Genomic DNA, 24291 nt, shown 5'->3' with positions numbered 1-24291 from the left:
CCAATGGGGGCCTGAAGGGCCGGCTGATCAATTATGCACTGCTCACGCGGATGCATCGTCCCGTGGGCACCCTGCTGCTGCTATGGCCCACCCTCTGGGCCTTGTGGATCGCCGCCGAGGGCATGCCCGATCCCCTGGTGCTGTTCGTGTTCGTGGCGGGTGTGGCCCTGATGCGCGCCGCCGGCTGTGCCATGAACGACTTCGCCGACCGGCACATCGACGGTCATGTGAGCCGCACCCGCGATCGCCCCCTGGCCATGGGCCTGATCAGCCCCACCGAGGCGGTGGGCGTGGCGGTGGTGCTCTCCATCATCGCCTTCGGCCTGGTGCTGCTGATGAACCCGCTGACCATCGCCCTGTCCGTGGTGGCGGTGCTGCTGGCGGGCACCTATCCCTTTATGAAGCGATTCCATCACCTGCCCCAGGTGCATCTGGGCGCGGCCTTTGGCTGGGCCGTGCCCATGGCCTTCGCTGCCCAGACGGGCGCGTTCCCGCCGCCCTTGGCCTGGTTGCTGTTCGTGGCCACCATCCTGTGGGCCACCGCCTACGACACCATGTATGCCATGGTGGACCGGCCCGATGATCTCAAGATCGGCGTCAAGTCCAGCGCCATCCTGTTCGGCGAGTCGGACCGGAGCATCATCGGCCTGCTGCAGTTGCTGGTGCTGATCGCCCTGGTGCTGGTGGGCATGCAGGCAGAGCTGGGCATGATCTTCACCCTGAGCCTGGTGGCGGCGGCCGGCCTGGTCATCTATCAGCAGTATCTGATCCACGACCGGGACCCCAAAGGTTGCTTCAAGGCCTTTTTGAACAACAACTGGTTCGGGGCGGTGGTGTTTGCCGGGATTGCCATGGATTATCTGGTTCGGGGTGTGCTCTAGCCGGGTCGGGCACCCGCGCCAGCACCCAGACATCCACCCGCTGCACGCCGCGGGTCTTCAGCAAGCCGGCCAGTTCGTCCAGGGTGGATCCGGTGGTCATGACATCATCCACCAGGGCCACGTGGGCCGGCGCAAACCCTTCAGCCACATGGAAGGCGCCCCGCAGATTGCGTTGACGGTGTTTCGCGGACAGCGTCTGCTGGGGCGGCGTGGCGCGAACCCGGTGCACCGCGAAGGCCTCCAGCGGGCAGTCCAGGGCGCGGCACAGCGGACGCGCCAGTTCCACCGCCTGATTGAAGCCCCGCTCCCGTATTCGGTGCGGGTGCAGCGGCACCGGGATCACGCAGTCCGGGCGGGTCACCCGCGGCGCCAGTTCCCGGGCCATGAGCTTGCCCAGCAGCCGACCGTGGTTGAGGCGCCCGTGAAACTTGAAGCGTCCCACCAGGTCATCCACCGGCCACAGATAGCTCAGCGCCGCCCAGGCATGATCGAAGTCGGGTGGGTGGGTCAGGCAGTGACCACAGGGGTGCGCCGAATCACTCCCCAGGGACAGGCCGCAGCGGGGGCAGACGTGGCCCGGGCGGGGCAGTTCGGCGGCACAGGGCCGGCACAGGTCCAGCCCATCGTCCCCGGCGGCCCCGCAGAGCAGGCACACGGGCGGGTAGGCCCGCGCCATCCAGGCGGCGCCCAGGCGCCGTACTTCCGAAATCAGTCGATTCACTTCCCTGTCACCTCGCTCACGGTTGCGGTATATTCGAGGTTTGTCCGTTGACCGAACGGGCCGGCCATTTTTCCCAGGTGTCCGAGTATGTCCCAGCCCGCCGCCACCCGCCATGTCTCCGCGCGCGCCTGTGCCGGATCGGCCAAGCTGTTCAATTATGGCACCATCATCGCCGTCTCCGTGGCCGGGGTACCGCTGTTTCTGGTGACGGGCGAGGTGGGCGTGGCCACGATCATTGCTGCCATCATGGGGATCGTGCCCCTGGTATTGTGGTTCGGCGGCTCCATGCTGGTGTACGCCTTGAACCGGCACCATCCGGACGAGCGGGTGGGGTATTACACCCAGCAGGCGGCCTATCGGTACTACGCCTTCATGGGGGCGCTGATCGTCATCGGCACCTTCTTCCCGCCCGAGATCTTCTATTTCCGGATCTACTGGCTGGTGGCTGCACTCATCATCATCCCCTGGTCGATCCGCGACATCATCCGGATCAACCGGGAGCATTGGCAAGACGTCGAGATTCCCAAGGAGCCTGACCATGGCTGAAACCCGTCACGACTGGACGGTGGACGAGATCCTCACCCTGCTGGATCGTCCCTTCAATGATCTGCTGTTCGAGGCCCATACCCTTCATCGGGCCCATTTCGATCCCAATCAGGTCCAGGTGAGCCGCCTGCTCTCCATCAAGACAGGGGCCTGCTCCGAGGACTGCGGCTATTGCTCCCAGAGCGCCCACAACGATGCCGACGTGGAACGGGAGCGACTGCTGCCCGTGGAAGAGGTGCTGGCCGAGGCCCGTAAGGCCAAGGACGAGGGTGCCACACGCTTCTGCATGGGGGCCGCCTGGCGCAACCCCACTGACAAGAACCTGGAGCGGGTGATCGAGATGGTGCGCGGCGTGCGCGAGATGGGCCTGGAAACCTGCATGACCCTGGGCATGCTCACCGAGATGCAGGCGCGTCGCCTCAAGGAGTCCGGCCTGGACTACTACAATCACAACCTGGATACCTCGCCGGAGTATTACGGCGAGGTGATCACCACCCGCACCTACCAGGATCGCCTGGACACCCTGGCCCACGTGCGCGAGGCGGGCATCAATGTCTGTTCCGGGGGCATCCTGGGCATGGGCGAGTCCCGTCGCGACCGGGCCAGCCTGCTGCAGCAGCTGGCCAACCTGCCGCGTCACCCGGAATCCGTGCCCATCAACAATCTTGTACCGGTGGAGGGCACCCCCATGGCCGATGCCGAGCCGGTGGACCCGCTGGAGTTCGTGCGGGTGGTGGCGGTGGCGCGGATCATCATGCCCACCTCCCATGTGCGCCTGTCTGCCGGTCGCAGCGAGATGAGCGACGAGATGCAGGCCCTGTGCTTCTTTGCCGGTGCCAACTCCATCTTTTACGGCGAGAAACTGCTCACCACCGCCAACGCCACCGAAAACCACGACCAGCAGCTCTTCCGCCGTCTGGGTGTGAATACCCTGGAGGTGGAGCGCACGGCAGACGACGAAACCCGGGTCGCGTGACCCGGGATCTCAAGGCACCCCTTCAGGCCCTGCGCAACGAGCACCGGTACCGTTCGCGGCGCATCCTGGAGGGGCCCCAGCAGCCGGAGCAGGTCATCGACGGTCGACCGGTGCTGGCCTTCTGCAGCAATGATTACCTGGGTCTGGCCAATCATCCTCGGGTGATCCAGGCGTTCCGGCAAGGGGTCGAAGCCTATGGTGTGGGGGCCGGTGCCGCCCATCTGGTGAACGGCCACACCCGGGCCCATCATGCCCTGGAGGATGAGCTGGCCGCCTTCACCGGTCGTGATCGGGCCCTGCTGTTCTCCACCGGCTACATGGCCAACCTGGGCGTGGCACAGGCGCTGCTGCGCCGGGGTGATCGATTGTTCGAAGATCGCCTCAACCACGCCTCGCTGATTGATGCCGCCATGATCAGCGGTGCCCGGCTCAGCCGCTATCATCACGCCGATGCCGGGGATCTGGCCCGCCGTCTGGGCAAGACCGCCAGGGAGGAGGATCGCGAGACCTTCATCAGCACCGACGCGGTATTCTCCATGGATGGCAACCTGGCGCCGCTGGAGGCCCTGGCCTCGCTGGCCGATACCCACGGGTGCTGGCTGATGGCTGACGATGCCCATGGTATCGGCGTGCTGGGTGAGCGGGGAGCTGGAACCCTGGAGCATCTGGGGCTTTCTCAGGATCAGGTGCCCATCCTCATGGGCACCCTGGGCAAGGCGCTGGGTACATCGGGTGCCTTCGTGGCCGGCCCCGAGGACCTGATCGAAACCCTGATCCAGTCGGCACGTACCTATATCTACACCACTGCCATGCCCGCTGCGGTGGCCGAGGCCACCCGGGCCTCGCTGCGCATCGTGCAGCAAGAGCCTGAACGTCGGGGGCATTTGCGTGATCTGGTGGTGCAGTTTCGGGAGGGCTCAGGGCAGTTGGGCCTGGAACTGATGGAGAGCACCACGCCCATTCAACCCATCGTGGTCGGAGCCTCCGAGCGGGCTGTCCAATGGAGCGATAGCCTGCTTCAACAGGGGTTTCTGGTGCCGGCCATTCGGCCCCCCACCGTTCCTCAGGGCAGGGCGCGGCTGCGTGTCACGCTCAGCGCCACCCATTCCAGAGCGCAGGTGGATGGCCTGTTGCAGGCCCTGGGTGGGCTGGTCGGCAAGCCCTGAAAAACCTTGGGCTGCTACATTTCAAGTGCCCAAGACCCGATATCCCTCAAAAAACCCTATTAATTGGCTTGTAATACGTTCGCCACGGCCTACAAAATCGGACGACTGTGCCTTTTTCAGGCCGGTCAGAATCTGTTGCCGGGAAGTGGCCCGTAGCGCGAACAAAACCGGACCCTTGCCCGGATTTCCATTTAATCCGATGGAGGGATGTTGTGATGGCGGAAGTACTGATCATATTGTTGTTCGCTGCGGCGGCGATCGCTTTCTATACCCAGTATCGTGCCCGGGTGGACCTACCCCCGCCCAATTCCGGTGCCTACCAGCGCGAAGAGAAGCTGCTCACCCCCAAGGAGATCGAGGTCCTCAAGGCCCTTGAAGAGAGTTTCGGTGACCAGCATCGTATCTACCCCAACCTGACAGCCAGCGAAGTGGTGGCCGTCAAGCCCACCCCCGATCAACCGCTGAAGGAAACGGCGCAGAAGCGCATCGACGACGAAACCTTCGATTTCGTCCTGTGCAAGAAGGACAGCTTCGACGTGGTCTGCGCGATTCGTTGCCGCAGCGCACGGCGCAAGGGCCTGGTGCACGACCCGGACGACTTCCTGGAAGAGGTCTGCGCACATATCGAGCTGCCTCTGGGGGTGATCCGCATCGATCAGCCCATTTCGGCCGCCAAGGCCAAGACGGCGGTGGAAGAGGCCATCAAGGCCGTGGCCGACCGCGCTGAGGAAGCCAAGGCTCGCAAGGCCAAGGCCGAAGAGCAGAGAAAGAAGGCCGCCGAGGAGAAAAAGGCCGCCCAGGCCAAAAGGGCTGCCGCGAAGTCCGGCCCCGCCGGTCGTCCTGCACCCTCCAAGGCAGCGACGTCGTCACCTGCCAAGCCCGAAAGCAAACCCGAGCCCAAGGCCGAACCGAAGGCGGCAAGCAAACCCGAGGCCAAGCCTGAGGCCAAGCCTGAGGTAAAGACTGACGCCAAGCCGGCGGAGACGCCGGCAGGGCAGGGGGCTGCCACGGCCCCGGCCGGTGAGCCGGCCAAAACGGCTGCCAAGACCGATGAGGCTGACAAGCCCCTGAGCGGTACCGTGAGTTCGCCTGGCAGCAGTTCCTGAAGGCCGTCCTTCATGACCCGTGGACGCCCCCCGGCGTCCCGGGTTTTCTCCAGGGGCCGTCATCGATTCAGCGCAAGCCCCTGAAACGCCTTGACGATTCATGTATACTGTGCGCGACTTCAAGAAATCATCGGCCATTCAGGGCGTGGATTAGCCGAACGTTTCCGATCCTGGCAACGGCCACGCCCGGCAGCCTGCGCACCATCCTGCACTGACGATCCGGGGTTGCGGCCTGGCCGGTCATCACCGGCTGAGGGACCGCCAATCTGCATCAACGGAAGCAGCCCGAATAACGTCTCGGCCCTGGCTGTCTGGTCGACACACCGATTCACTTCATCATAAGCCCCGGGAATGGACTGCAATTCCCCGTTCCCATGCGTGCGAGGTACAACCATGTCTAATAAAGAAGATCTCATCGAAATGGAAGGCACCGTCACCGACGTGATGCCCGATCAGCGTTTCAAGGTGGAACTGGACAATGGCGTCCATGTTCAGGCCTACGCCTCCGGCAAGATGCGTCGCTACCGCATCCGCGTGGTCAGCGGCGACAAGGTCAAGCTGGAAATGTCCCCCTACGACCTCACCAAGGGTCGCATCAGCTACCGTTACAAGCACTGATGGATCGTGGCGCCGCGGTCGAGAGCGCCGACGCGCTCCGCCGCTCCGCCAACACCGGGCTCCCCCAACGCCGGGGGAACCGCACTACCTCACTCCACTCTCTCATCCCCCAGCCGCGTCTGGATACGCACCTCGGATTCCAGGGTGCGGTGTACCGGGCAGCGATCGGCAACCTGTAGCAGCCGCTTGCGCTGGTCGTCCGTGAGGTCCCCATCCAGGGTGATCTCCCGGTCGAACTGGTCCCGCTGAGCGGGCTTGCCGCCGTCCTCGCTCTCCTCCTCCACCTTGCGATGCCGCAGGCGCACCGAGACGTGCTCCAAAGGCAGTTCCTTGCGCTGCGCATACATGCGCAGGGTCATGCTCGTGCAGGCACCCAGGCCCGCCATGAGGAACTCATAGGGGGCCGGGCCCTGATCCTTTCCGCCCATGGATTCGGGCTCGTCGGCGTTGATCCGATGGGGGCCGATCTCGACGGTCTGCGCGTAGGGACCCACACCGTTTTCCGCCACCAGCACGCCCCGCTCGTGATCCCCTGATTCCTCTCGCTCCGGTGGGTCCAGAAAGCGCTCGGCCCAGGCGCTGAGCAGGGATGCCACGTAGCTGGAGTCGGCGGGCCGGGAGAGCATGTGGTCCACGTTATCCAGGGACACGAAGCTCTTGGGATGCTTGGCAGCCCGGTAGATCTGCGCCGCATGATCGATGGAGACGATCTTGTCGTGGGGCGAATGAAAGATCATGAGAGGCCGCCGCAGCTTCGCCACCTGATCCAGCACCTTGTGGCTGTCCAGATCCTCCAGGAACTGCCGCTGGATGCGGAATTTCTGCCCCGCCAGGTTCACCTCCGATTCCCCTTGCTCCCGAATGACCTCCAGGGTGTCCTCGCCAAAGAGATGAGTCACGTGGGCCACATCACTGGGGGCGTTGATGGTGGCCACGGCGCGTACCTCCGGCACATCCTCCGCCACGGCCAGCACGGCCGCCCCGCCCAGGCTGTGGCCGATCAGCAATTGTGGGGCTTCGTGTTCCTGGCGCAGGTAATCGGCGGCCCGCCGCAGGTCTTCCAGATTGGAGCTGAAGTTGGTGTTGGCAAAGTCACCCTGGCTATTGCCAAGCCCTGTGAAATCAAAGCGCAGCAGCGCGATCCCGTGGGCCCGCAGGGCCGAACTCAGGCGCACTGCTGCCAGGATGTCTTTTGTACAACTGAAGCAGTGTGCAAACAGGGCATAGGCCCGTGGGGGACCCTCGGGCATGTCCAGGCGTGCGGAGAGCTCGTTACCCTGGGAGCCGGGAAAGCGTATGCGGGGGTTATGATCGGGCATGTCGGGCGTCTCCGGGAAGAGTGGGTGGCGTCGCTACCGGGCGGGCGAGACGCCCAGATGTTCGTGCATGGCATCGCGCAGAACCTGTTCATGGCGCGGGCTTTGCAGCAACTGAACCGGTTGTCCGTCGCCCCGAAACAGTATCACCGCGCCGTCGTTCACCCGAAACCGCGTGGCCAGATCACGGCCATCGGGGGTGCCCAGGTTGGCCACCAGAAACTCCACCTCATCACGATACTCATCCCGGATCCGGTCCATCAGATCCATCACCTGCATCCCGGTCATGTAAGCCGCGTCGTAGGTGAGCACCAGGGCGGGGCGTCCATCGCCAATGCGCGACAGGTCGGTGGAGTAGGCCCCCTTCGGTAACTGGCTCCAGATCAATGCGCCCGCGACCACCAGGATCAGGGGCGTGACCAGCAGCCTGGCCCAGCGAGGCAGCCCGCCGGATTGCTTTTCTTCTTTTTTGTTCTCACGCATGCGTCAGTTTCCCCTTGAGTCCCCATAGCAGCCAGGCCCCCAGTCCCACGATCACCGCCAGTGATCCCAGGTAGGCGTGCCAGCCCAGCCCGTGATAGAGATACCCCGGCAGGAAGGAACCGGTGGCGCCTCCGGCATAGTAAAAGGCAATGTACAACCCATTGACCACCCCCCGCTGGCCGTCGTTCCCCTGGTTGAGCACTCCCGGGGCCAGGGAATGGATCAGGAACATGCCCGCGCACAGCACGAACATGCCCACGAACATCACCCAGACCTGACTTCCGGTGAAGAACAACAGCGCGGCCAGAAACACGGCCGTGCCCAGGATCATGGTGTTCACGGTGCCGCCGATGTAGTCCGACAGACGCAGCGACAGCAGGGAGGTGACCACGCCCATGAGATAGCCGGCATACATGAGGGCGATGCCTGTCTCATTCAGGCCCGTGCCCAGTTCCACCAGGCGGAAGGGCAGGAAGTTCAGCAGCGAGGCGAAGGCGCCAAAGGCGCAGAAGACCACCAGATAAAGGCGCAGATAGGTGGGCTCACGCAGGACTTTCAGGATGGCGCCCCACTCCAGGCGCTGAAAGCTGGCTGGTGGGTCGCTGCGCAGCCGCTGCAGCAGCAGTGCACACAGGGCAATGGCACCAGCCAGGCACAGGAACGACCAGCGCCAGCCCAGATGCGTGGAGATCAGTCCCGAGGCCATGCGCCCCAGAAAACCGCCCATCACGCTACCGGCGATGTACAGGGCCATCACGCGGGCCACCTGCCCCGGCTCGGCGCTGGACCCCAGGTAGGTCATCAGCGAGGTGAGCATGGCCGGGATGATGAGCCCCTGAGCCAGACGCAGCATCAGCAGCAGTTCAAAGCTGGTGACGAAGAACGCCAGGGCCTGAGTGGCGGCCAGCAGCCAGGTGGCGGCGATCAGCAGGCGCCGGGCCGAAAAGCGCTGCAGGAGGAAACCGTAGGCAATGGGCGCCACCGCCAGCGGCAGCAGCGCTACGGTGATCAGCAGCGAGGCCTTGGCCTCGCTCACCGCGAAGGCGTCGGCGAGTACCGGCAGCAGCGGCTGCGGGGCATACAGGGCGGAAAAGACCAGAACCGCGCAATACAGCACGATGGCAAGATGACGGGCAGGCAATGCGGATTCCCCGAAACAGCGCCCGGTTGCCGGGCGGGAGAAAGGATGAACGGACGGGCCGGCAAGCGGCATTTCGGTGACCCATGATACCCGAAATGCCCCGTTTCCATCCGCCGCCCGGGTGGGTGTCCGGGGCACGTGGCCGAAGTGGCTTGCATGTCCTTGTGGCTATGCGACACTGGTAACCTATCGAACATATCCATCCACGGTGCGGCGGGCATCCCTGCGCGTCGTGCGGGAGAGCATGCCATGAAACTCGAAAAGATCCTCTATGCCACTGATCTGTCGCCCGGTGCCGACGATGCCGGTCGACGCGCCCTGCAACTGGCCCGGGATCATGGCGCCAACCTGCGGGTGATCAATGTGTTGAATGCCCCTGTGGTCAACGAGGAGGTCATGCGTCGTCTGCGTGGCAGCCCCGGGGACATGATGACCGACCTGGCAGAGGCTACTGAGGTGGCCATGCGGGAGCGCATGCAGGCGTTGGGGGCATCCGATGACGAGGATATCGATTATCACTGCATTCAGGGTCAGGGGCACAAGCGAATCCTGGCGGAGGCCCGCAGCTGTGGTGCCGATCTCATCGTGGTGGGTTCCCACGGGGATCGCACCCTGCAGGATGTCCTGCTGGGTACCACCACCCAGAACCTGGTGCACCACACGGATCGCCCCGTCCTGGTGGTGAAACGCCCCGTGGATGGCCCCTATGAGCGCGTGGTGGTGCCCGTGGACTTCTCCAAACGTACCCGTTCTGCTCTTGAGTTGGGTGCATCGCTGGCGCCGGGCAAGAAGCTGCACGCCGTGCATGCCCACAACCTGGATGCCCTGGATAATGTGCTGCGCAATCGGGTGGAACGCAAAGAGGTGGAGCGCATCAAGTCGGAGGTGCGGGCGGAGCGCCAGCAGGAGCTGGATGCCTTCCTCATGAGTTGCGATGTCAGCCCGGAGCAGGTGGAGGGTTACTTGCGCACGGGCTATGCGCCGGACGTGCTGGATCGCGCGGTGCTGGAGTGGAAGGCACAGCTGGTGGTCATGGGCACTCACGGCCGCAATCGGCTGCAGGATGCCCTGCTGGGCGGCGTGGCCCGGCGGGTGGTGCACCAGGTGAAGGATGCCGACGTGCTGCTGGTGCGTGCCTGACGGCCGATCCCACCCTCACCCCAGCCCCTCTCCCGCTGGCGGGAGAGGGGCTTGATCACCTCAATCCGTTCCCGTCCGCAAGACCTCCCCCGCCTCATCAGCCCCATCCCGGAACTGCAGTGCCGCCAGGCGGGCATACAGCCCACCGGCAGCCACCAGCTCATCGTGGGTACCCACCGCCGCGATCGCCCCTTGATCCATCACCACGATCCGATCTGCCTTGCGTACCGTGGCCAGGCGATGGGCGATGATCAACGTGGTGCGGCCCTCCATCAGGCGCTCCAGGGCCTCCTGCACCAGACGCTCGCTCTCCGCGTCCAGGGCGCTGGTGGCCTCGTCCAGCAGCAGCAGGGCCGGATCGCGCAGGATGGCGCGGGCAATGGCGATGCGCTGGCGCTGACCGCCGGAGAGGCGCACCCCCCGCTCACCCAGATGACTGTCAAAGCCCTCTGGCAACTGATCCAGAAATTCGCTGGCATGAGCCGCATCGGCGGCGGCGCGAATCTCTTCCTGAGTCACATCCTGCATGCCGAAGGCGATGTTCTCCCAGGCATTGGCCCCGAAGATCACCGCATCCTGAGGCACCAGGGCCATGCGTTGACGCAGGTCCGGCGGGGCGGTCTCGCGTACATCCACACCATCGAACCGGATCACACCCGATTCGGGGTCGTAGAACCGCAGCAGCAATTGCAGCACCGTGGACTTGCCCGCGCCGGAGGGCCCCACCAGTGCCACCTTCTCGCCCGGCGCCAGGGTCAGGGAAACACCCGCCAGGGCAGGGGGTTCGGGTCTTGAGGGATAGCGGAATACCACCTGGTCCAGGATCACCTGCCCACGGGGTGGCTGTGGCAGGGCCTTGGGGTGCGGCGGAGGCTTGATGGTGGGCTCGGTGTCCAGAAGCTCCATGAGCCTTTCCGCAGCACCGGCCGCCCGCAGCAACTCGCCGATGACCTCACTCAGGGCGCCCACGGCACCGGCCACCAGCACGGCGTAAAAGACGAAGGCCGCCAGTTGGCCATTGGTCATGCGCCCGGCCAGCACATCGTGCCCCCCCACCCACAGCACCAGGCTGATGGCAGTGAAGATCAGCAGCATCACCACCGCGCTGAGCAGGGCACTCACCTGGGTGCGGCGGATGGCGGCATCAAAGGCCCGCTCCACCTGCCGACCATAACGCACCGCGTCCACGGCTTCGTGGCAGAACGCCTGCACTGTGCGGATGCCGTACAGGGTCTCGTCAATATAGGCGCCGATGTCCGCCACCCGATCCTGAGTCTGGCGCGAGAGCTGACGCACATGGCGCCCCAGGATCCAGATGGGGATGAATACCAGCGGTACCCCCATCATCACCCAAAGGGTGAGTTTGGGGCTGGTGATGAACAGCATGACCAGGCCACCGGCGAACAACAGGGCGTTGCGCATGGCAATGGCGAGGGTGGAGCCCACCACCACCTGTACCAGAGAGGTGTCGGTGGTCAGACGGGAGATCACCTCGCCGGTGCGGGTCATCTCGAAAAACGCCGGATCCAGGCGCAGCACCTTGGCGAACACGGCCCGGCGAAGATCCGCCACCACCCGTTCACCGATCCAGGTGACCAGGTAGAGCCTGAGGGCCACCGACACGGCCATGACCAGTACCACTCCCAGCAACAGGATCAGAGCCAGGTTCAGGGCGTCGGCATTGCCGGCGGTGAGCCCCCGATCGATCACCAGGCGCAGCACGGCACCGAAGGCCAGGACCGCGCCCGAACCCACCACCAGCGCAGTGATGGCGGCGAGCACCCGCCAGCCATGGGGTCGGACAAAATCCAGCAGACGTCCCAGCACGCTCAGATTCAGGCTGGTGGGGCGATCGGTGAGTTCGGTGGAAGCGTGTTCAGACACGGATGGATGATCCCTGAGATGGCGTGAAACAGTTTCATGGTAACGCAGCCCAGCCCTTCATGGGGCCCCTGTGGGAGCGGGCCTTGCCCGCGAAAGTTCCACCCCCACACATTGGTCACGGCCCCACTCCTTGGTATGGTTTCACCGTCATTCTCCCTCCAAGGAGCCCTCATTGTTCGACTGGCAGGCCCTCGTGGCCAGCGCCACGGCCCTGGGTGTGCTGGGTTTTGCCGTGTACAGCGCCGGACACGCCGTGATCTACAAACGCGACACCCGGGCAGTGATCGCCTGGGTGGGACTGATCATGTTGCTGCCCCTGCTGGGCTCCATCCTCTACTGGCTGCTGGGGGTGAACCGCATTGCCCGCCAGGCAAAGGCCCTGCGGCACGACGGATTGCACCGCCAATCGAGTCCCGTTGACGGCGCCACCCTCGTGCCCGAACGCTGGCGACGTCTCGCCCGGGCCGGGGACGCCCTCAGCCCCTTCAACCTGCAGTCGGGCCATAGGGTGCAGGCCCTGATCAACGGCGAGCAGGCCTATCCCGCCATGCTCCAGGCCATCGGCGAGGCCCGCGCCGGAGTCTGCCTGTCCACCTACATCTTCGATCATGATCCGGCGGGCGAGGAATTCATCGAGGCACTGGTGGCGGCCGCCGCCAGAGGGGTGGCCGTGCGGGTGCTCATTGATGGGGTCGGCGCCCGCTACAGCCGCCGCAGCGTGGTACGCGAACTGCGTCAGCGGGGGGTGCCGGCCCAGTTGTTCCTGCCCATGCACCTGCCGCGCACCCTGGCCGTGTTCAACCTGCGCAACCACCGCAAGCTGCTGATCGTGGATGGCAGCCTCGGCTTCACCGGCGGCATGAACATCCGCGAGGGGCATCGGCGCCGGGCGCCCTATCCCTACGCCATCCAGGATGTCCAGTTCCGGGTGGAGGGCCCCGCCGTGGCGCAGATGCAGACCATCTTCAACGAGGACTGGCACTTCTCCTGCGGCGAGCATCTGACAGATCCTGCCTTCTTTCCCCCACTGGAACCCGTGGGAGAGGCCCTGGTGCGAGGCGTGGTTGACGGACCGGACGAGCACCGGGATCCCCTGCGTCAATTCATGCACACGGCCGTGGGCGAGGCCCGGGAGCGGGTGGTGGTGATGACGCCCTACTTCCTGCCCGATGACGTGCTCATGTCGGCCCTCAATGCCGCCGCGCTGCGCGGCGTGCGCGTGGACATCCTGCTGCCTGCCCGCAACAATCACGTCCTGGTGCACTGGGCTTCCCAGGCCCTGCACTGGCAGTTGCTGGAGCGGGGCTGCCGCATCTGGTTCACGCCGCCCCCCTTCGACCACACCAAGCTCCTGCTGGTGGACTGCCACTGGCTGCTCATGGGCTCGGCCAACTGGGATCCGCGCAGCCTGCGACTCAACTTTGAATTCGACATGGAGTGTTACGACGCCGATCTGGGCCGGGAGCTGAGCGACTGGGTGGACGAGCGCCTGACCGCTGCGAGGCGGTTGACCCTGCAGGAGGCGGATCAACGCTCCCTGCCCATCCGCCTGCGGGATGGCACGGCCCGCCTGCTGACCCCCTATCTGTGATGGGTCTCTATCCCTGATCGGGCAGGAACTCCCCGTGAAAGCCGAACGGCAGATGAAACGGCAGGGTGGCCCGGGCCTGCTCCTCCAGGGTGCGCGCATCCAGGATCAGCAGGCTGCTGGTGCCGGCCGCGGCCTCCAGGATCACGCTCAGCAGCACGCCATCATCCTCGTCATCGGCACCCGGGCGGGGCACGAACACCGGTTCCCCGGGATAGTAGTCGGCCTCGCTCCAGGTCAGATGGGTGCCCTGGCGGACATCCAGTTTGACCAACTCATCGGTCAGCGCACCGGGCACATGGTTGCCCGTGCCGTACACATGGCGATAGTCACGTCCGCTGCAGCGATCGCCATGGATGCGCGGTAATTCCAGGCCGCGCTCGGCGAGGCGGGTGCGGGTTGCACTGCCATCCCGAAGATCCAGGGTGAAGCGCCAGGCCTCCCCGCAGGCCGGTTCCTGCCAGCCTTGGCGCAGGGGCTCCAGATAGAGTCGGCGGATGACGTCGTCATCGGGATAGGCGGCCAGGTCCACCTGCAGCCGGCCGGCCTGGTCCTCAAAGGCATTGATGTGGTGGAAGGCAAAACAGGGCTCGCCCACACACGTGCCCAGGTGGGTGCCGCGGTGCTTGTCGAAGACCTGGAACCGGGTGCCCCTGTCGGGCTCCCAGCGGAAGTTTTCGATGAAGGGCCGCCCCGTGATCTGCATATCCACAGGGCGGATCACCAGGGGGAACTCGCTGAGGATCACATGATGCTCGGTGACCGCGAAGCTGTGCATGTAGGACGGGGTCTTCACTGGCAGGTGCGCGATGATGCGGCGCTGGCGGCTGCCCGCCGGGATGCGGTACAGCAGGTAGTGGCTGGTGAGCGCGAATTGTATGCCGAAGCCATAGAGATCGCCGCCATGGTGATCCGCCACTGGATGCGCGGTGCTCATGTGCAGCGTGGTGTTGTCCTCAAAGGGCAGGATGCCCCGGGTCTCCAGGGTGTCGGCATCGAAGGCCACGGGCAGGGGGGTTTCGGTAAGGCACACGGTCTGCCCCGCCAGGTGGGCGATGCTCACGTTGGCGTTGTCGGTGAGGTTGGGGCGCATCATGCCCCGCAGGCGCTTGAGCAGGGAGCGGTTGGTGTCGGTGGCAAATCCCGAGCCTTCGATGCGTCCGCTGCGTCGGGCCTGCTCCAGGGTGCGAGTGATCAGGTGCCGGTTACGAAACCCCACGCGCCCGTCCCTGAGGATGAAGGCCTGCAGCATGGCCAGGCCATCGAACCAGTGCCGGCAGCGGTAACCGCCCACCTCGAACAGGCCGGGCCCATTGCGCAGCAGCACCCCCTGCAGCCAGTCGGGCAAATGCCCGCGCAGGGGCAGGGTTGCCTGTTCCACTTCCCGGCCCTGGGAGGTGAGGCCCAGGTGATACCCAACCCTTGCTGTCATATCAGCCCTCGCTCCGCGAACGATACCAGTTCATCGCCGACGATGATGTGATCCAGCACGCGTACATCCACCAGCCCCAGGGCGTCGCGCAACCGCTCGGTGATGCTCTGGTCGGCGCGGGACGGCTCGGCAATGCCCGAGGGATGATTGTGAGCCAGGATCAGGGCCGCCGCATTGTGATGCAGGGCCCGGCGCACCACCTCCCTCGGGTGGACGCTGGCCCCGTCAATGGTGCCACGAAACAGCTCCTCGAAGGCCAGCACCCGATGCCGGTTATCCAGGAACACGCAGGCAAACACCTCGAAAGGGTAGTCCCTGAGCCGCGCCGCCAGGTAACGACGGGTGTGCTCTGGGCTGGTGATGGCATCGCCCCGCTTGAGGGACTCGGACAGGTGCCGGCGTCCCATCTCCAGCACCGCCTGCAGCTGGGCATACTTGGCCTCGCCCAGGCCCCGGGCGCTGCAGAAATCCTTGATGTCCGCCTGCAGCAGCGGCCGGAGTCCGCCGAAGCGGTTGAGCAGATCCCTGGCCAGGTCCACGGCGGTGAGTCCGCTCACGCCGGTGCGCAGGAAAATGGCCAGCAGCTCCGCGTCGGACAGGGCCTCGGGCCCCTGGGCCAGCAGTTTTTCACGGGGCCGCTCGCTGGCGGGCCAGTCGGTGATGCGCATGGTGCAACCTCCTTGTTGTTTGTCTCTCCCGCCCGCCTCCCGTGCGGCGCGGGGCCTTCATCCGTCAGGTCCGACTGTAAACCCGGGGCCTTCAGCCGGCAACGCTCCGATGAAGGGGACGTTCCCGGGCCGCCTGCAGCAGGGCGGCGGCGCGATAGGCCCCGTGCACGAACTTGCTGTAGGGGATCATCAGAAAAAACCCCAGCACCGTGCCCAGGTGCAAGGCCAGCAGCAGACCCATGGCAGGCGTCTCCCGCAGGACCATGAGGATGAGCCCGGTGGCGGCGGTGGCGAACAGCAGCCCCAGCAGGGCGTAGTCGGCGGGCAGGGTCTCGGTGGCGGTGGGTTCCGGATCGGCGCCCCATTTCACCCATACCAGACCCGTGGCGCCCACCATCATGCCTATTCCGCCTACGGTACCCAGCAGGTTGGGCAGGCTGAAGAAGGGGTAGGGGGCCTGCCACTCCAGAAAGTGGTGATAGCCCGCAGCCACGGTGGTGGCCGCCAGGCAGAGCAGAAAGCCATAGAACAGGGCGTGGTGAAAGCGTCGCCGCACCTGACTGAACCGATGATCGCGGTCGTTGCAGCCCCCGCCGCCGCCATCCAGATTGCGCAGGGTGAACAGATCCCGGGCGGCCGCGGGCAGGGCGCGCCATACCGGGATGGCCGGCGGCCCCTGGGTGCTGATGTCCCGCCAGTAGCGCATCACGCTCACCATCACCGCCAGCACGGAGAACCCCAGGGTGAGGGCTGCCACCGCGCTCATCACGCCCCAGGGGATGACCTCATAGAACGCCCCTTCGGCCTGGTGGATTGCAAACAGGGTGTCGAAGGGCACCAGCAGCAGGGTGAGCAGGGGGATCAGTAGCGTGGCGCCCAGGCTGACCAGCGTGGTGGCCAGCCCGCTGCGGGCCAGCAGGGCGGCCAGGGGTCGCGGCCAGGCGTAGTGCCGGTAGCTCTGCGTGCGGCGACGGGCCAGGGTGGCGGGCACGTTGATGGCGAATTCGTGGGGCGGCGCATACTGGCAGGCATACCAGCAGGCTCGGCAGTTGTGGCAGAGGTTGGCCAGATAATCCAGATCGGCGCCGGTGAGATCCGGCCGGCGTTCCGAGGCGGGGAAGACGTCGCACAGTCCGGTGCAGAAGCTGCACACATTGCACAGCTGCATTACCCGGCGGGGCTCGGCGTCGTTGTCGGGTTCGGATTGTTGCAAGGCTTTCCTCTCCGTCACAGCGGCCACACCACCAGCAGCAGCGGCACCGCGATGGCCACCACGATGATCTCCAGCGGCAGCCCCAGCCGCCAGTAGTCACTGAAACGGAACCCGCCCGGGCCCAGGATCAGGGTGTTGTTCTGATGACCGATGGGGGTGAGGAAGGCGCAGGAGGCGCCGATTGCCACGGCCATCAGGAAGGCATCGGGGCTCACCCCCAGGGCGTTGGCGGTGCCGATGGCAATGGGGCACATCACCGCGGCGGTGGCTGCGTTGTTCATCAGATCGGACAGGAACATGGTGACCACCAGGATCAGCGCCAAGCCGACAACGGCATGCCCCTGAGCCACATTCTCGATCAGCAGGCGGGCAATCAGGTCGGCCGTGCCGGTGGTTGCCATGGCGCCAGCCACCGGTATCAGGGCCGCCAGCAGCACGATCACCGGCCAGTCGATGGCATGATACACCGCCTGTGGCGGCACGGTGCGCAAGGCCATCGAGGCCAGTACACCCAGGGCAAAGGCCACGGCCGCCGGCAACAGCCCGAAGGCGGCGCCGCCGATGGCAAACAGCATGATCAGGCTGGCCTCCCAGATCTTGCGCTTGTTGGGGATGCGCAGTTCCCGCTCGGCCAGGGGCACGCAGCCATTGTCCGACGCGAACTCCGAGATGGATTCGGGCGGGCCCTGCATCAGCAACAGATCCCCGGACTGGAAGGCCATGGAACGCAGTCGTTTCATGGAGCGCTGGCCCTCCCGGGACAGGGCCAGCAGGTTCACCCCATAGCGCGTGCGCAGCAGGATGTCGCTGGCCGAGCGTCCGTTCAGGGGGGAGTTGGGTAGCACAGCCAGTTCCATCAGCACCAGATCGCCGGACTTCGGCGAGGATTCGGTGGCCTCGGCCTCATCGCCGTTTTCCTGCTTGCCGGATTTGTCTGAGTCCTTGTCCCTTGAGGCGGCGGCATTCTCCTTCTCCTTTTCTTCCCCCTTGCCCCTCTCCTCCTCCTCATCATCCTCTTCGGAGGCTTTATCCTCCTTCTCGGGTTTGACCTCCTCTTCCAGCTTCAGGCCGAGGATGGACAGCACATCCTTGAGGGCTTCGGCCTCGGCTTCGATCATCAGGATGTCGCCGGCATGCACCCGGCGCCCGGGGTTGGCGGCAATGAGGCGCACCTCCCGCTGCACCATGCCGATGATCTGCGCATCCACATCGGCGAGCTCGGCCTCGATCTCCCGCAACCGCAGGCCCGCCGCCTTGCTGTCTTCCAGGACACGCACCTCGGTGACATACGCACCCGACTCGAAACCCTCGATGCCGGCCTGCTTGCGTGCCGGCACCAGTCGCCAGCCCACCAGGGCGACGAACAGCACGCCCGCCAGTGCCACGGCCAGGCCGATGGGGGTGAAGTCGAACATGGCAAAGCTGCCCAGCCCGGCTTCGGAGCGAAAGCCGGAGACGATGAGGTTGGGCGGGGTGCCGATCATCGTGGTCATGCCGCCGAGGATGGTGCCGAAGGCCAGTGGCATGAGCACCTGTCCGGGGGTGAGCTCCAGGCGCTGGGACAGATGGATGGCCACCGGCATCAGCAGCGCCATGGCGCCCACGTTGTTCATGAAGGCCGACAGGAAGGCCCCGAGCCCCATCAATGCCATGAGGCTGATCAGGCGCCCGGACTGGGCCGGCATCACGTTGCGCGCCAGCACATCCACCGCGCCCGAGAGCTGCAGCCCACGGCTGAGCACCAGCACGCAGGCCACCGTGATCACCGCCGGATGGCCGAACCCGGCGAATGCCTCGCCCGTGGGCACCAGCCCCGCCAGCACACAGGCCAGCAACGCGCCCGCCGCCACCATGTCGTGACGCCAGCGCCCCCACAGGAACATGGCGACCGTCGCGGTCAGGATGGCGAGAATGAGCCACTGATCCTGGGTCATGCATGCCTCGGGAGTCGTGCGGGGCCGTTGTGATCAGGCTGCTTGATTGTTGTCGATTTCCCAGCCAGGGAATACCAGAACAGCAGGATGACAGCGTAGCGCCTTTGCCAATACCTTGGCCCTTTCAACGCCCAGGCTCACGCGGTTGTTCTCGATTGCCGAGAGGGTGGACTGGGGAATGCCGGTCAATTCAGCCAGTTGATTCTGACTTAACGCCTGAAGTTCGCGAATGATACGGACCGATTCACCCACGGTGACTTCCACATTCTTCTTGGCCTTCTGATAATCTTGCATGTCACTTGCTCCTGTAGTCGTGCGGCGTGACTTCAACCACTTTCACCAGGATGTTGTGCTGTTCAATCGTGTAAATGACGCGATACTGTTTGTTCAAGCGGGAAGATCGGAAGCCCTTCCACTCACCTTTCAAGGCCTCATCGTTGAAGCCCCGGATTGCTCGCAACCCATCCGGCCCTGACAGCTGAACAATATCCTTCCATTTTTCATATCGCAGCAGAACCTCTCCCGGTATCTTGCCGAGCTGGCGAGGAACTTTTCGATGCTCGTAGACTTCCCACATACCCATTGTAGTATATATACCAAATATGGTATGTCAAGCTCTTTCGCCGCCATGGGTAGAGGTTCATGATTCGAGGCATCATCTACGACAGACTGATCCTGAAACTCACCTCGCGCTGGTATGCCGAGGTGCTGGAGCGGCTACCGGAGGGTGCCGTACTGCTGGATGTGGGCATCGGCACGGCGGGGGCGCTGCTGGCCAATGCCGGGCGGTTGAGGGACAAGGCGCTGCGCGTGACGGGCATCGACATCGATGCCGACTACGTGGAGCGCGCCCGGCAGCGGCTGCGGGGGTCGCCCGTGGAGGACCGGGTTCAGGTGCGGCTCGAGTCGGTCCATGAGCATCGGGGCGGGCCATACGACGCCGTGTACTTTTCCGCCAGCTTCATGCTCCTGCCCCACCCGGAACAGGCCCTGCGGCATTGCTGCGACCTGCTGAACCCTGGCGGGTGCATCTTCTTCACCCAGACCATCCAGGAACGCCGCTCACGCTGGATGGAAACCTTAAAGCCCTGGCTCCGGCGGCTGACCAGCATCGATTTCGGGCGGGTCACCTACCGGGAAGAGCTGGAGGCCCAGATCCGCGGCGCCGGACTGGAGGTTGAAGCTTTCACGGTGCTGTCCCGACATGGCCATCGAGCCTCCTGCCTCATCATCGCCCGGGCCACCTCAACCCCGTGACGCCGTGTCCCCCGCGATGCGACCGAAGACGGCTCCGATGGTGAGCGCTGCCCCGGCCACGTAGCCGGTGCCCAGGATCGCTGGCGACATGATCATGCCGGCGGCCAGCAGCGTCTGGCAGGTTGGGTCCTGGCTGCGGCGGATGCGGCCCTGGGTGTCCACCCTCAGGCCATGGCCGGTGAAGGTCACGCCGGGCGCCATGGTGTGGGCAAAGTAGGGCGGTTGCGAAAGGGGCAGGGCGCAGCGGCTCTTGGGGGGCTCAAGTCCCTGGGTGTGGTGTGTCTCGGGATCATCCCCACCGGGAACCCGCGCCTGATGATAGCGCTCGACGGTGTTCACCAGGTTGTGCGGCGGTATGCCCAGCTGCATGGCCAGGGCCTCCAGCGTGTCGGCCACGACCGGCGCATAAATGGATGTGGGCGCCCGGGCATGCCCCGGCGCATCCAGGATCAGATGGGCCCGGGCATCGGGGCGCTCGGCCACCCAGCGACCCCAGGCCGAATAGCGCCGCGGGGAGATGATCTCGCCCTCGTCCCGAAAGCGATGTCCCTGGGTATCCACCACCAGCCCCCAGGGCATGCCATCCACCCGGGTGACGATGCCGCCGTCCGCATCCGGTGACCGTGCATTCACCGCTACCAGGTGGCAGGCCCCGGGCTGACCGCTGGGGGCCGCTCCCTGGCGCAGCAGTGACAGCAACAGCTCACCCTGTACATGGGGACTGCCACGAATGATGAAACCTTTCGCCGCATCGCCCCGCGTGGCGGCCAGGGCCTCCCGGTCGGCCTGGTAGCCGCCGCTGCAGACGATGACGCGCCGGGCCCGTAGCGTCAGCGGTTGATCGTGCTGACGGGCCTGGATTTCATGCACCTCCCGGTCTTCCAGGACGACATCCTCCACCCGCGTGTCCTGGAGGACATCCACACCCAGGGCCTCGGCACGGCCAAACAGCGCATTGATCATGTTGCGCCCACCCCCCAGGAAAAAGGCTGTCTTGCGCGACCAGGGCAGGGTGCCCTGGGCCGGGCGCTCGAAGTGCACACCCTGTGCCTGCAGCCATGCCGGCAAGGTCAGCGAACCTTCGGCCAGGGTGCGTGTGAGCGCATCATCACAGCACCCCTGGCTGGTCTGGCGCAGGTCCTCGACGAACTCTTCCACCGTATAGCGGCCAGGGAAAAGGGCCGAGGGCGCCTCATGGGCAATGCGCAGATTGCGGGAATGGCGGGAGTTGCCGCCCCGCTGATACGTCGGCGCGCGGTCCACCATCTGCACCGTGGCCCCGTGTTCACGCGCCGAGATGGCGGCACACAGGGCCGTCAGGCCACCACCGATCACGAGGACATCATGGGTGTGTGAGGGCATTGTGGAGGTCGTTGAATGGGGCGTTATCGATATCCGCGGGGGCACGGGACGTGTTGTACAGCATATGGGGGCTGGGGGCGAGGGTCTGCGGGTGCCGGCTCTCGCATCCGGTCGCTCAGGGGCCCCAGATGTTTCTTGAAGACAACCCGTCGATGCGAGGAATGCTCGGTTGATCAGCATATGCCTTGCATATCTCTAATCCGGCTACTACATTGACATATGTAAAGCATATGCTTGGAGGTGCCAAAGATGCGTACCGTGTCAATTTTCAGGAACGGTAAGAATCAGGCAGTTCGCCTGCCCGCCGACATGGCCTATGACGGCATTGGGGAGCTGGAAATCACGAAGGAGGGTGACGTGATCACGCTTCGCCCCGCGCGACCTTCCTGGACGTCTTTGCATGGCCTACCAAAGGCTGACGACGACTTCCTGAAAGATCGGCCTACTGTCGTTGGCGATGAGGGCAGGTTCCATCTGTGACGACCTATATGCTCGATACCTGTATCTGCTCGTTCATCATGCGAGAGCACCCGGCCTCGGTGATCCAGCGGTTGGCGGCTGAAGTTGAGGCGGGGAACCGGATCGTTGTATCTGCCGTGACTTACGCAGAGATGCGTTACGGGCAGATCGGCAAGAAGGCGTCAGCCAGGCACAGGATGCTGGTGGATGAATTTGTAAAGCGGCTCGATGCTGTGCTGCCATGGGATCAACGGGCAGTGGACGCCACAGTGGAAGTGATGCGCGAATTGAGCAAGTCAGGTACGCCCATCGGGCCGAACGATACGGCGATCGCAGGGCACGCGATTTCGTCTGCTTGCACGCTGGTCACTAACAACGTGCGCGAATTTGGCCGTGTTCCGGGCCTGGTTCACGAAGACTGGTGCGATTGAGGCAAAGGCGCTGACTGGAATGAAGATCGCTTGATGAGGACGTCATGGGTGTGTGAGGGCATTGCGGGCCAGGAGATCAGGGATCTCACGCTTGAAGCGGAAGAAACCGTGGGTGGCATGCGGCCAGGCCAGCTCATCCCATTCGCGGCGTAATGGGATGAGCTGGATTCCATCGGACGCCAACGCCGCAGCCACACGCTCGAGCGCATCGGCCATCGGTCCCACAGGCGCTTCCGGGGTGGCAATCACCCGAGCGTTGGCCTGGTCGCAGGCCTCGCGCAGGTTGTCGGCATCCAGGTGGGGCAATAAGCTTGCCGGTTGTTGCAGGGCGTTGCTGGCCCGCTGCGCGGCATCCTCGGCCAGCGCCGCGAACCAGTGGGCGGTCGCCTCCCCGAAGGGCCACGGGTCATCGGGATGACCCTGTCGGGCGACGGCGATCCCGCCCACATCGATTCCAGCGGGCTGTTGTTTCCCACCCCAAATCGCTGATCACCGCCTGATCTGAAGCGGATTATTTCCTCGTTGATAGAGCCAGCGTGGTGGCAGAGTGTGAGTCGGGTGTGAGGCGAAGTGCCCGGATTGATTCACCGGGCTGGCGGATCGGGGCGGACAGGGGCATGATCTGAGGCCAACCCATAAAAGTGGCCCGCCACGGTAGCCGCCGTGCGGGCCGGTGGCCGGTGTGCTATTGCGGTTGAGAACGCCTTTGACCGGCGAACAATACGTTACCCAGCAAGGCTGGTTGAAAGCAAGCCTGACGTGTTGTCCGCTGCATCCTGCCGGGGGCTGTGGCTTTGCCCGCCACGGCAGCTATGCGCGCAAGCGGCCTCGGGGGGCACGGATCGCCCGCTGGTATTGCCCGCAGGGGCACCGCACGTTTTCCCTGATACCTGATTGTCTGGCGGCCCGCTGGTCGGGGAAGCTACAGGCGGTGGAAGTGGCGGTGATGACCGCGGAGATCGCGCCCAGTCTGGTGGCGGCCGCCAGGATGCTGCGCCCCGAGATCGAGGAGGCAGGGGCGGTGCGCTGGGTACGCCGCCGCAAGGATGCGATAGACGATTGCTTGCACCGCCTCAGGGGACTGCTACTCGACCTGCTCACCGACTGCGCCCCCACCTTGACCGCCTGCCAGATCGCATTAGGTCAGACACCCTTGCTCCCCGCCCTGCGTGAGATTGCCGCGCCCTGGCTCGATCAGTTACCGCCGCCATTCGGTTTTGCCCACCGCTGCAGTGGCGGTGTGTCCACCTCCCCGTCGCGCCAACACACAATGGGCCCTGACCCGCCTGGCAGCGGGGCGTAGCGTCGTGGAGCGACCGTTTGGGTCGTTTTCCCCGGAGACGCTGCCATGCCCGATCCCTCTCATGACCTGCGCCACGAGATCGCCCTGTTCCGTTTCGGGCTGATCGCCGACCTGGTGCGTCGGCCGCCCGGCGCGCCCGGGCTCTATACCCAGCTCCATGCCATTGCCGCCCGCACCCATCAGATCCCTGGCAGCCATCGCACCCATGTGGCCGCCGAGACCTTGCGGGACTGGATGAAGAAGTACCGCCAGGGTGGCTTTGACGCCCTGCTGCCCAAGCCGCGCCAGGATCGTGGCCAGCCCCGGCGCCTGTCAGCGACCGTCACCGAGGCCCTGATCGCCCTGAAGGAGGAACATGCCTCCTGGTCCGTGCGCCAGGTGATCCGGCACCTGCGTGACAACGGCGCGGTGGACGCGGATCTGCCGCTGCCACCTTCCACGGTCCACCGCCTGTTCGTGCGTCATGGGCTGATGCAGCGCCAGGCCGAGGCCACTCATGACCAGGATCGCCGCCGCTTCGCCTTCGCCCGAGCCGGACAGCTCTGGTCCAGCGATGTCATGCACGGCCCCAGTGTCACCGTCGAAGGGCGCGTGCGCCGCAAGACCTATCTGATCGCCTTCATGGACGATGCCACCCGGGTGGTTCCCCATGCCGCCTTCGCCCTC

The 24291-nt window shown here is 65.1% G+C and carries 25 protein-coding genes and 1 pseudogene; 13 read left to right on the top strand and 13 right to left on the bottom strand.

What is annotated here, in order from left to right:
• Nucleotides 1-50: 50 nt before the first annotated feature.
• Entirely contained in the window at nt 51-881 is an 831-nt protein-coding gene (gene ubiA, locus ECTHA_RS0114245; protein ID WP_051582714.1) for a 4-hydroxybenzoate octaprenyltransferase, read from the top strand.
• Here the strand turns inward: ubiA and ECTHA_RS0114240 are convergent.
• The gene (locus ECTHA_RS0114240; RefSeq protein ID WP_026623831.1) at nt 796-1602 is read right to left on the bottom strand and encodes a ComF family protein; all 807 of its coding nucleotides are present in this window, start codon (nt 1600-1602) and stop codon (nt 796-798) included. The two genes, ubiA and ECTHA_RS0114240, sit on opposite strands and share 86 nt — an antisense overlap.
• Before the next feature lie 87 nt (nt 1603-1689).
• Here ECTHA_RS0114240 and ECTHA_RS0114235 point away from each other — a divergent pair, with 87 nt between their 5' ends.
• The 5 genes from ECTHA_RS0114235 to infA all read left to right on the top strand — a co-directional run bounded on the left by ECTHA_RS0114235 (nt 1690) and on the right by infA (nt 6014).
• Nucleotides 1690-2148 (top strand): hypothetical protein, encoded by a 459-nt coding sequence (locus tag ECTHA_RS0114235; protein WP_026623830.1) that lies wholly within the window; start codon nt 1690-1692, stop codon nt 2146-2148.
• A complete protein-coding gene (gene bioB, locus ECTHA_RS0114230; RefSeq protein ID WP_025280269.1) occupies nt 2141-3124 on the top strand; it encodes a biotin synthase BioB in 984 nt (327 codons plus the stop codon). The genes ECTHA_RS0114235 and bioB overlap by 8 nt, the downstream gene beginning before the upstream one ends.
• Complete coding sequence (gene bioF, locus ECTHA_RS0114225) at nt 3121-4290, top strand: 8-amino-7-oxononanoate synthase (RefSeq protein WP_025280270.1); 1170 nt, start codon at nt 3121-3123, stop codon at nt 4288-4290. The genes bioB and bioF overlap by 4 nt, the downstream gene beginning before the upstream one ends.
• Before the next feature lie 215 nt (nt 4291-4505).
• Nucleotides 4506-5396: a DUF2726 domain-containing protein gene (locus tag ECTHA_RS19115; protein ID WP_025280271.1), complete on the top strand. Its 891-nt coding sequence runs from the start codon at nt 4506-4508 to the stop codon at nt 5394-5396.
• A gap of 393 nt (nt 5397-5789) precedes the next feature.
• On the top strand, nt 5790-6014 hold the full coding sequence (infA, locus tag ECTHA_RS0114215; RefSeq protein ID WP_025280272.1) for a translation initiation factor IF-1: 225 nt from the start codon (nt 5790-5792) through the stop codon (nt 6012-6014).
• A gap of 89 nt (nt 6015-6103) precedes the next feature.
• Here the strand turns inward: infA and ECTHA_RS0114210 are convergent, their stop codons facing one another.
• From ECTHA_RS0114210 to ECTHA_RS0114200, 3 genes are read right to left on the bottom strand one after another with little or no spacing between them, the layout of a single operon-like run.
• Nucleotides 6104-7333, bottom strand: coding sequence for a bifunctional alpha/beta hydrolase/OsmC family protein (locus tag ECTHA_RS0114210; RefSeq protein WP_025280273.1), 1230 nt, complete (start codon nt 7331-7333; stop codon nt 6104-6106).
• 33 nt (nt 7334-7366) lie between these two features.
• On the bottom strand, nt 7367-7813 hold the full coding sequence (locus ECTHA_RS0114205; protein WP_025280274.1) for a hypothetical protein: 447 nt from the start codon (nt 7811-7813) through the stop codon (nt 7367-7369).
• The gene (locus tag ECTHA_RS0114200) at nt 7806-8954 is read right to left on the bottom strand and encodes an MFS transporter (RefSeq protein WP_025280275.1); all 1149 of its coding nucleotides are present in this window, start codon (nt 8952-8954) and stop codon (nt 7806-7808) included. Before ECTHA_RS0114200 ends, ECTHA_RS0114205 begins: the two co-directional genes overlap by 8 nt.
• Before the next feature lie 249 nt (nt 8955-9203).
• Here ECTHA_RS0114200 and ECTHA_RS0114195 point away from each other — a divergent pair, with 249 nt between their 5' ends.
• A complete protein-coding gene (locus tag ECTHA_RS0114195) occupies nt 9204-10094 on the top strand; it encodes a universal stress protein (protein WP_025280276.1) in 891 nt (296 codons plus the stop codon).
• A 60-nt stretch (nt 10095-10154) separates the two neighbouring features.
• Here ECTHA_RS0114195 and ECTHA_RS0114190 read toward each other — a convergent pair whose 3' ends face one another.
• On the bottom strand, nt 10155-11978 hold the full coding sequence (locus ECTHA_RS0114190; RefSeq protein WP_025280277.1) for an ABC transporter transmembrane domain-containing protein: 1824 nt from the start codon (nt 11976-11978) through the stop codon (nt 10155-10157).
• 172 nt (nt 11979-12150) lie between these two features.
• On the opposite strand from ECTHA_RS0114190, the gene ECTHA_RS0114185 reads away from it, so the two are divergent.
• The gene (locus ECTHA_RS0114185) at nt 12151-13569 is read left to right on the top strand and encodes a phospholipase D-like domain-containing protein (protein WP_025280278.1); all 1419 of its coding nucleotides are present in this window, start codon (nt 12151-12153) and stop codon (nt 13567-13569) included.
• A 7-nt stretch (nt 13570-13576) separates the two neighbouring features.
• On the opposite strand, the gene ECTHA_RS0114180 is transcribed toward ECTHA_RS0114185, so the two are convergent.
• The 6 genes from ECTHA_RS0114180 to ECTHA_RS0114155 form a co-directional block, all read right to left on the bottom strand.
• On the bottom strand, nt 13577-14998 hold the full coding sequence (locus ECTHA_RS0114180) for a carotenoid oxygenase family protein (protein WP_025280279.1): 1422 nt from the start codon (nt 14996-14998) through the stop codon (nt 13577-13579).
• Entirely contained in the window at nt 14995-15666 is a 672-nt protein-coding gene (gene radC / locus ECTHA_RS0114175) for a RadC family protein (RefSeq protein WP_025280280.1), read from the bottom strand. The genes ECTHA_RS0114180 and radC overlap by 4 nt, the downstream gene beginning before the upstream one ends.
• 91 nt (nt 15667-15757) lie before the next feature.
• Nucleotides 15758-16879 carry a tricarballylate utilization 4Fe-4S protein TcuB gene (gene tcuB, locus ECTHA_RS0114170; protein ID WP_025280281.1) on the bottom strand — a complete coding sequence of 374 codons (1122 nt, stop codon included), beginning with the start codon at nt 16877-16879 and terminating at the stop codon, nt 15758-15760.
• A gap of 14 nt (nt 16880-16893) precedes the next feature.
• Complete coding sequence (locus tag ECTHA_RS0114165; protein ID WP_025280282.1) at nt 16894-18813, bottom strand: SLC13 family permease; 1920 nt, start codon at nt 18811-18813, stop codon at nt 16894-16896.
• A 33-nt stretch (nt 18814-18846) separates the two neighbouring features.
• Nucleotides 18847-19107: a helix-turn-helix domain-containing protein gene (locus ECTHA_RS0114160; protein ID WP_025280283.1), complete on the bottom strand. Its 261-nt coding sequence runs from the start codon at nt 19105-19107 to the stop codon at nt 18847-18849.
• Nucleotide 19108: 1 nt separating this feature from the next.
• Nucleotides 19109-19390 carry a type II toxin-antitoxin system mRNA interferase toxin, RelE/StbE family gene (locus ECTHA_RS0114155; RefSeq protein WP_025280284.1) on the bottom strand — a complete coding sequence of 94 codons (282 nt, stop codon included), beginning with the start codon at nt 19388-19390 and terminating at the stop codon, nt 19109-19111.
• Between the two features lie 68 nt (nt 19391-19458).
• Here ECTHA_RS0114155 and ECTHA_RS0114150 point away from each other — a divergent pair, with 68 nt between their 5' ends.
• Entirely contained in the window at nt 19459-20070 is a 612-nt protein-coding gene (locus tag ECTHA_RS0114150; protein WP_025280285.1) for a class I SAM-dependent methyltransferase, read from the top strand.
• Here ECTHA_RS0114150 and tcuA read toward each other — a convergent pair.
• The gene (tcuA, locus tag ECTHA_RS0114145; protein ID WP_035369638.1) at nt 20059-21432 is read right to left on the bottom strand and encodes an FAD-dependent tricarballylate dehydrogenase TcuA; all 1374 of its coding nucleotides are present in this window, start codon (nt 21430-21432) and stop codon (nt 20059-20061) included. The genes ECTHA_RS0114150 and tcuA overlap by 12 nt on opposite strands.
• A 249-nt stretch (nt 21433-21681) precedes the next feature.
• Between tcuA and vapB the strand changes: the two genes are divergently transcribed.
• Both vapB and ECTHA_RS0114135 read left to right on the top strand, forming a co-directional pair.
• Nucleotides 21682-21912, top strand: coding sequence for a type II toxin-antitoxin system VapB family antitoxin (gene vapB / locus ECTHA_RS0114140; protein WP_025280287.1), 231 nt, complete (start codon nt 21682-21684; stop codon nt 21910-21912).
• 8 nt (nt 21913-21920) lie between these two features.
• Complete coding sequence (locus tag ECTHA_RS0114135; RefSeq protein WP_029762163.1) at nt 21921-22322, top strand: type II toxin-antitoxin system VapC family toxin; 402 nt, start codon at nt 21921-21923, stop codon at nt 22320-22322.
• A 42-nt stretch (nt 22323-22364) separates the two neighbouring features.
• Here ECTHA_RS0114135 and ECTHA_RS0114130 read toward each other — a convergent pair.
• Nucleotides 22365-22799, bottom strand: a pseudogene (locus ECTHA_RS0114130) (FAD-binding domain-containing protein); the annotation flags it as partial.
• 229 nt (nt 22800-23028) lie between these two features.
• On the opposite strand from ECTHA_RS0114130, the gene ECTHA_RS0114125 reads away from it, so the two are divergent.
• Complete coding sequence (locus ECTHA_RS0114125; RefSeq protein ID WP_026623440.1) at nt 23029-23625, top strand: hypothetical protein; 597 nt, start codon at nt 23029-23031, stop codon at nt 23623-23625.
• A gap of 45 nt (nt 23626-23670) precedes the next feature.
• Nucleotides 23671-24291, top strand: a 621-nt coding sequence (locus ECTHA_RS0114120) for a helix-turn-helix domain-containing protein (RefSeq protein WP_026623827.1), incomplete at its 3' end; no start/stop codon positions are given.

The organism is Ectothiorhodospira haloalkaliphila ATCC 51935 (assembly GCF_000633935.1).
GTDB classification, from domain to species: domain Bacteria; phylum Pseudomonadota; class Gammaproteobacteria; order Ectothiorhodospirales; family Ectothiorhodospiraceae; genus Ectothiorhodospira; species Ectothiorhodospira haloalkaliphila.
This window is presented reverse-complemented; position numbering and strand designations above follow the sequence as displayed.

Bases quoted from the DNA above. Each gene is read 5' to 3' on its own strand.
- ubiA (WP_051582714.1), top strand. From the start codon at position 51: ATGCATCGTCCCGTGGGCACCCTGCTGCTGCTATGGCCCACCCTCTGG.
- ECTHA_RS0114235 (WP_026623830.1), top strand. From the start codon at position 1,690: ATGTCCCAGCCCGCCGCCACCCGCCATGTCTCCGCGCGCGCCTGTGCC.
- bioB (WP_025280269.1), top strand. From the start codon at position 2,141: ATGGCTGAAACCCGTCACGACTGGACGGTGGACGAGATCCTCACCCTG.
- ECTHA_RS19115 (WP_025280271.1), top strand. From the start codon at position 4,506: ATGGCGGAAGTACTGATCATATTGTTGTTCGCTGCGGCGGCGATCGCT.
- infA (WP_025280272.1), top strand. From the start codon at position 5,790: ATGTCTAATAAAGAAGATCTCATCGAAATGGAAGGCACCGTCACCGAC.
- ECTHA_RS0114210 (WP_025280273.1), bottom strand. From the start codon at position 7,333: ATGCCCGATCATAACCCCCGCATACGCTTTCCCGGCTCCCAGGGTAAC.
- ECTHA_RS0114205 (WP_025280274.1), bottom strand. From the start codon at position 7,813: ATGCGTGAGAACAAAAAAGAAGAAAAGCAATCCGGCGGGCTGCCTCGC.
- ECTHA_RS0114195 (WP_025280276.1), top strand. From the start codon at position 9,204: ATGAAACTCGAAAAGATCCTCTATGCCACTGATCTGTCGCCCGGTGCC.
- ECTHA_RS0114180 (WP_025280279.1), bottom strand. From the start codon at position 14,998: ATGACAGCAAGGGTTGGGTATCACCTGGGCCTCACCTCCCAGGGCCGG.
- radC (WP_025280280.1), bottom strand. From the start codon at position 15,666: ATGCGCATCACCGACTGGCCCGCCAGCGAGCGGCCCCGTGAAAAACTG.
- ECTHA_RS0114165 (WP_025280282.1), bottom strand. From the start codon at position 18,813: ATGACCCAGGATCAGTGGCTCATTCTCGCCATCCTGACCGCGACGGTC.
- ECTHA_RS0114160 (WP_025280283.1), bottom strand. From the start codon at position 19,107: ATGCAAGATTATCAGAAGGCCAAGAAGAATGTGGAAGTCACCGTGGGT.
- ECTHA_RS0114155 (WP_025280284.1), bottom strand. From the start codon at position 19,390: ATGTGGGAAGTCTACGAGCATCGAAAAGTTCCTCGCCAGCTCGGCAAG.
- tcuA (WP_035369638.1), bottom strand. From the start codon at position 21,432: ATGCCCTCACACACCCATGATGTCCTCGTGATCGGTGGTGGCCTGACG.
- vapB (WP_025280287.1), top strand. From the start codon at position 21,682: ATGCGTACCGTGTCAATTTTCAGGAACGGTAAGAATCAGGCAGTTCGC.
- ECTHA_RS0114135 (WP_029762163.1), top strand. From the start codon at position 21,921: ATGCTCGATACCTGTATCTGCTCGTTCATCATGCGAGAGCACCCGGCC.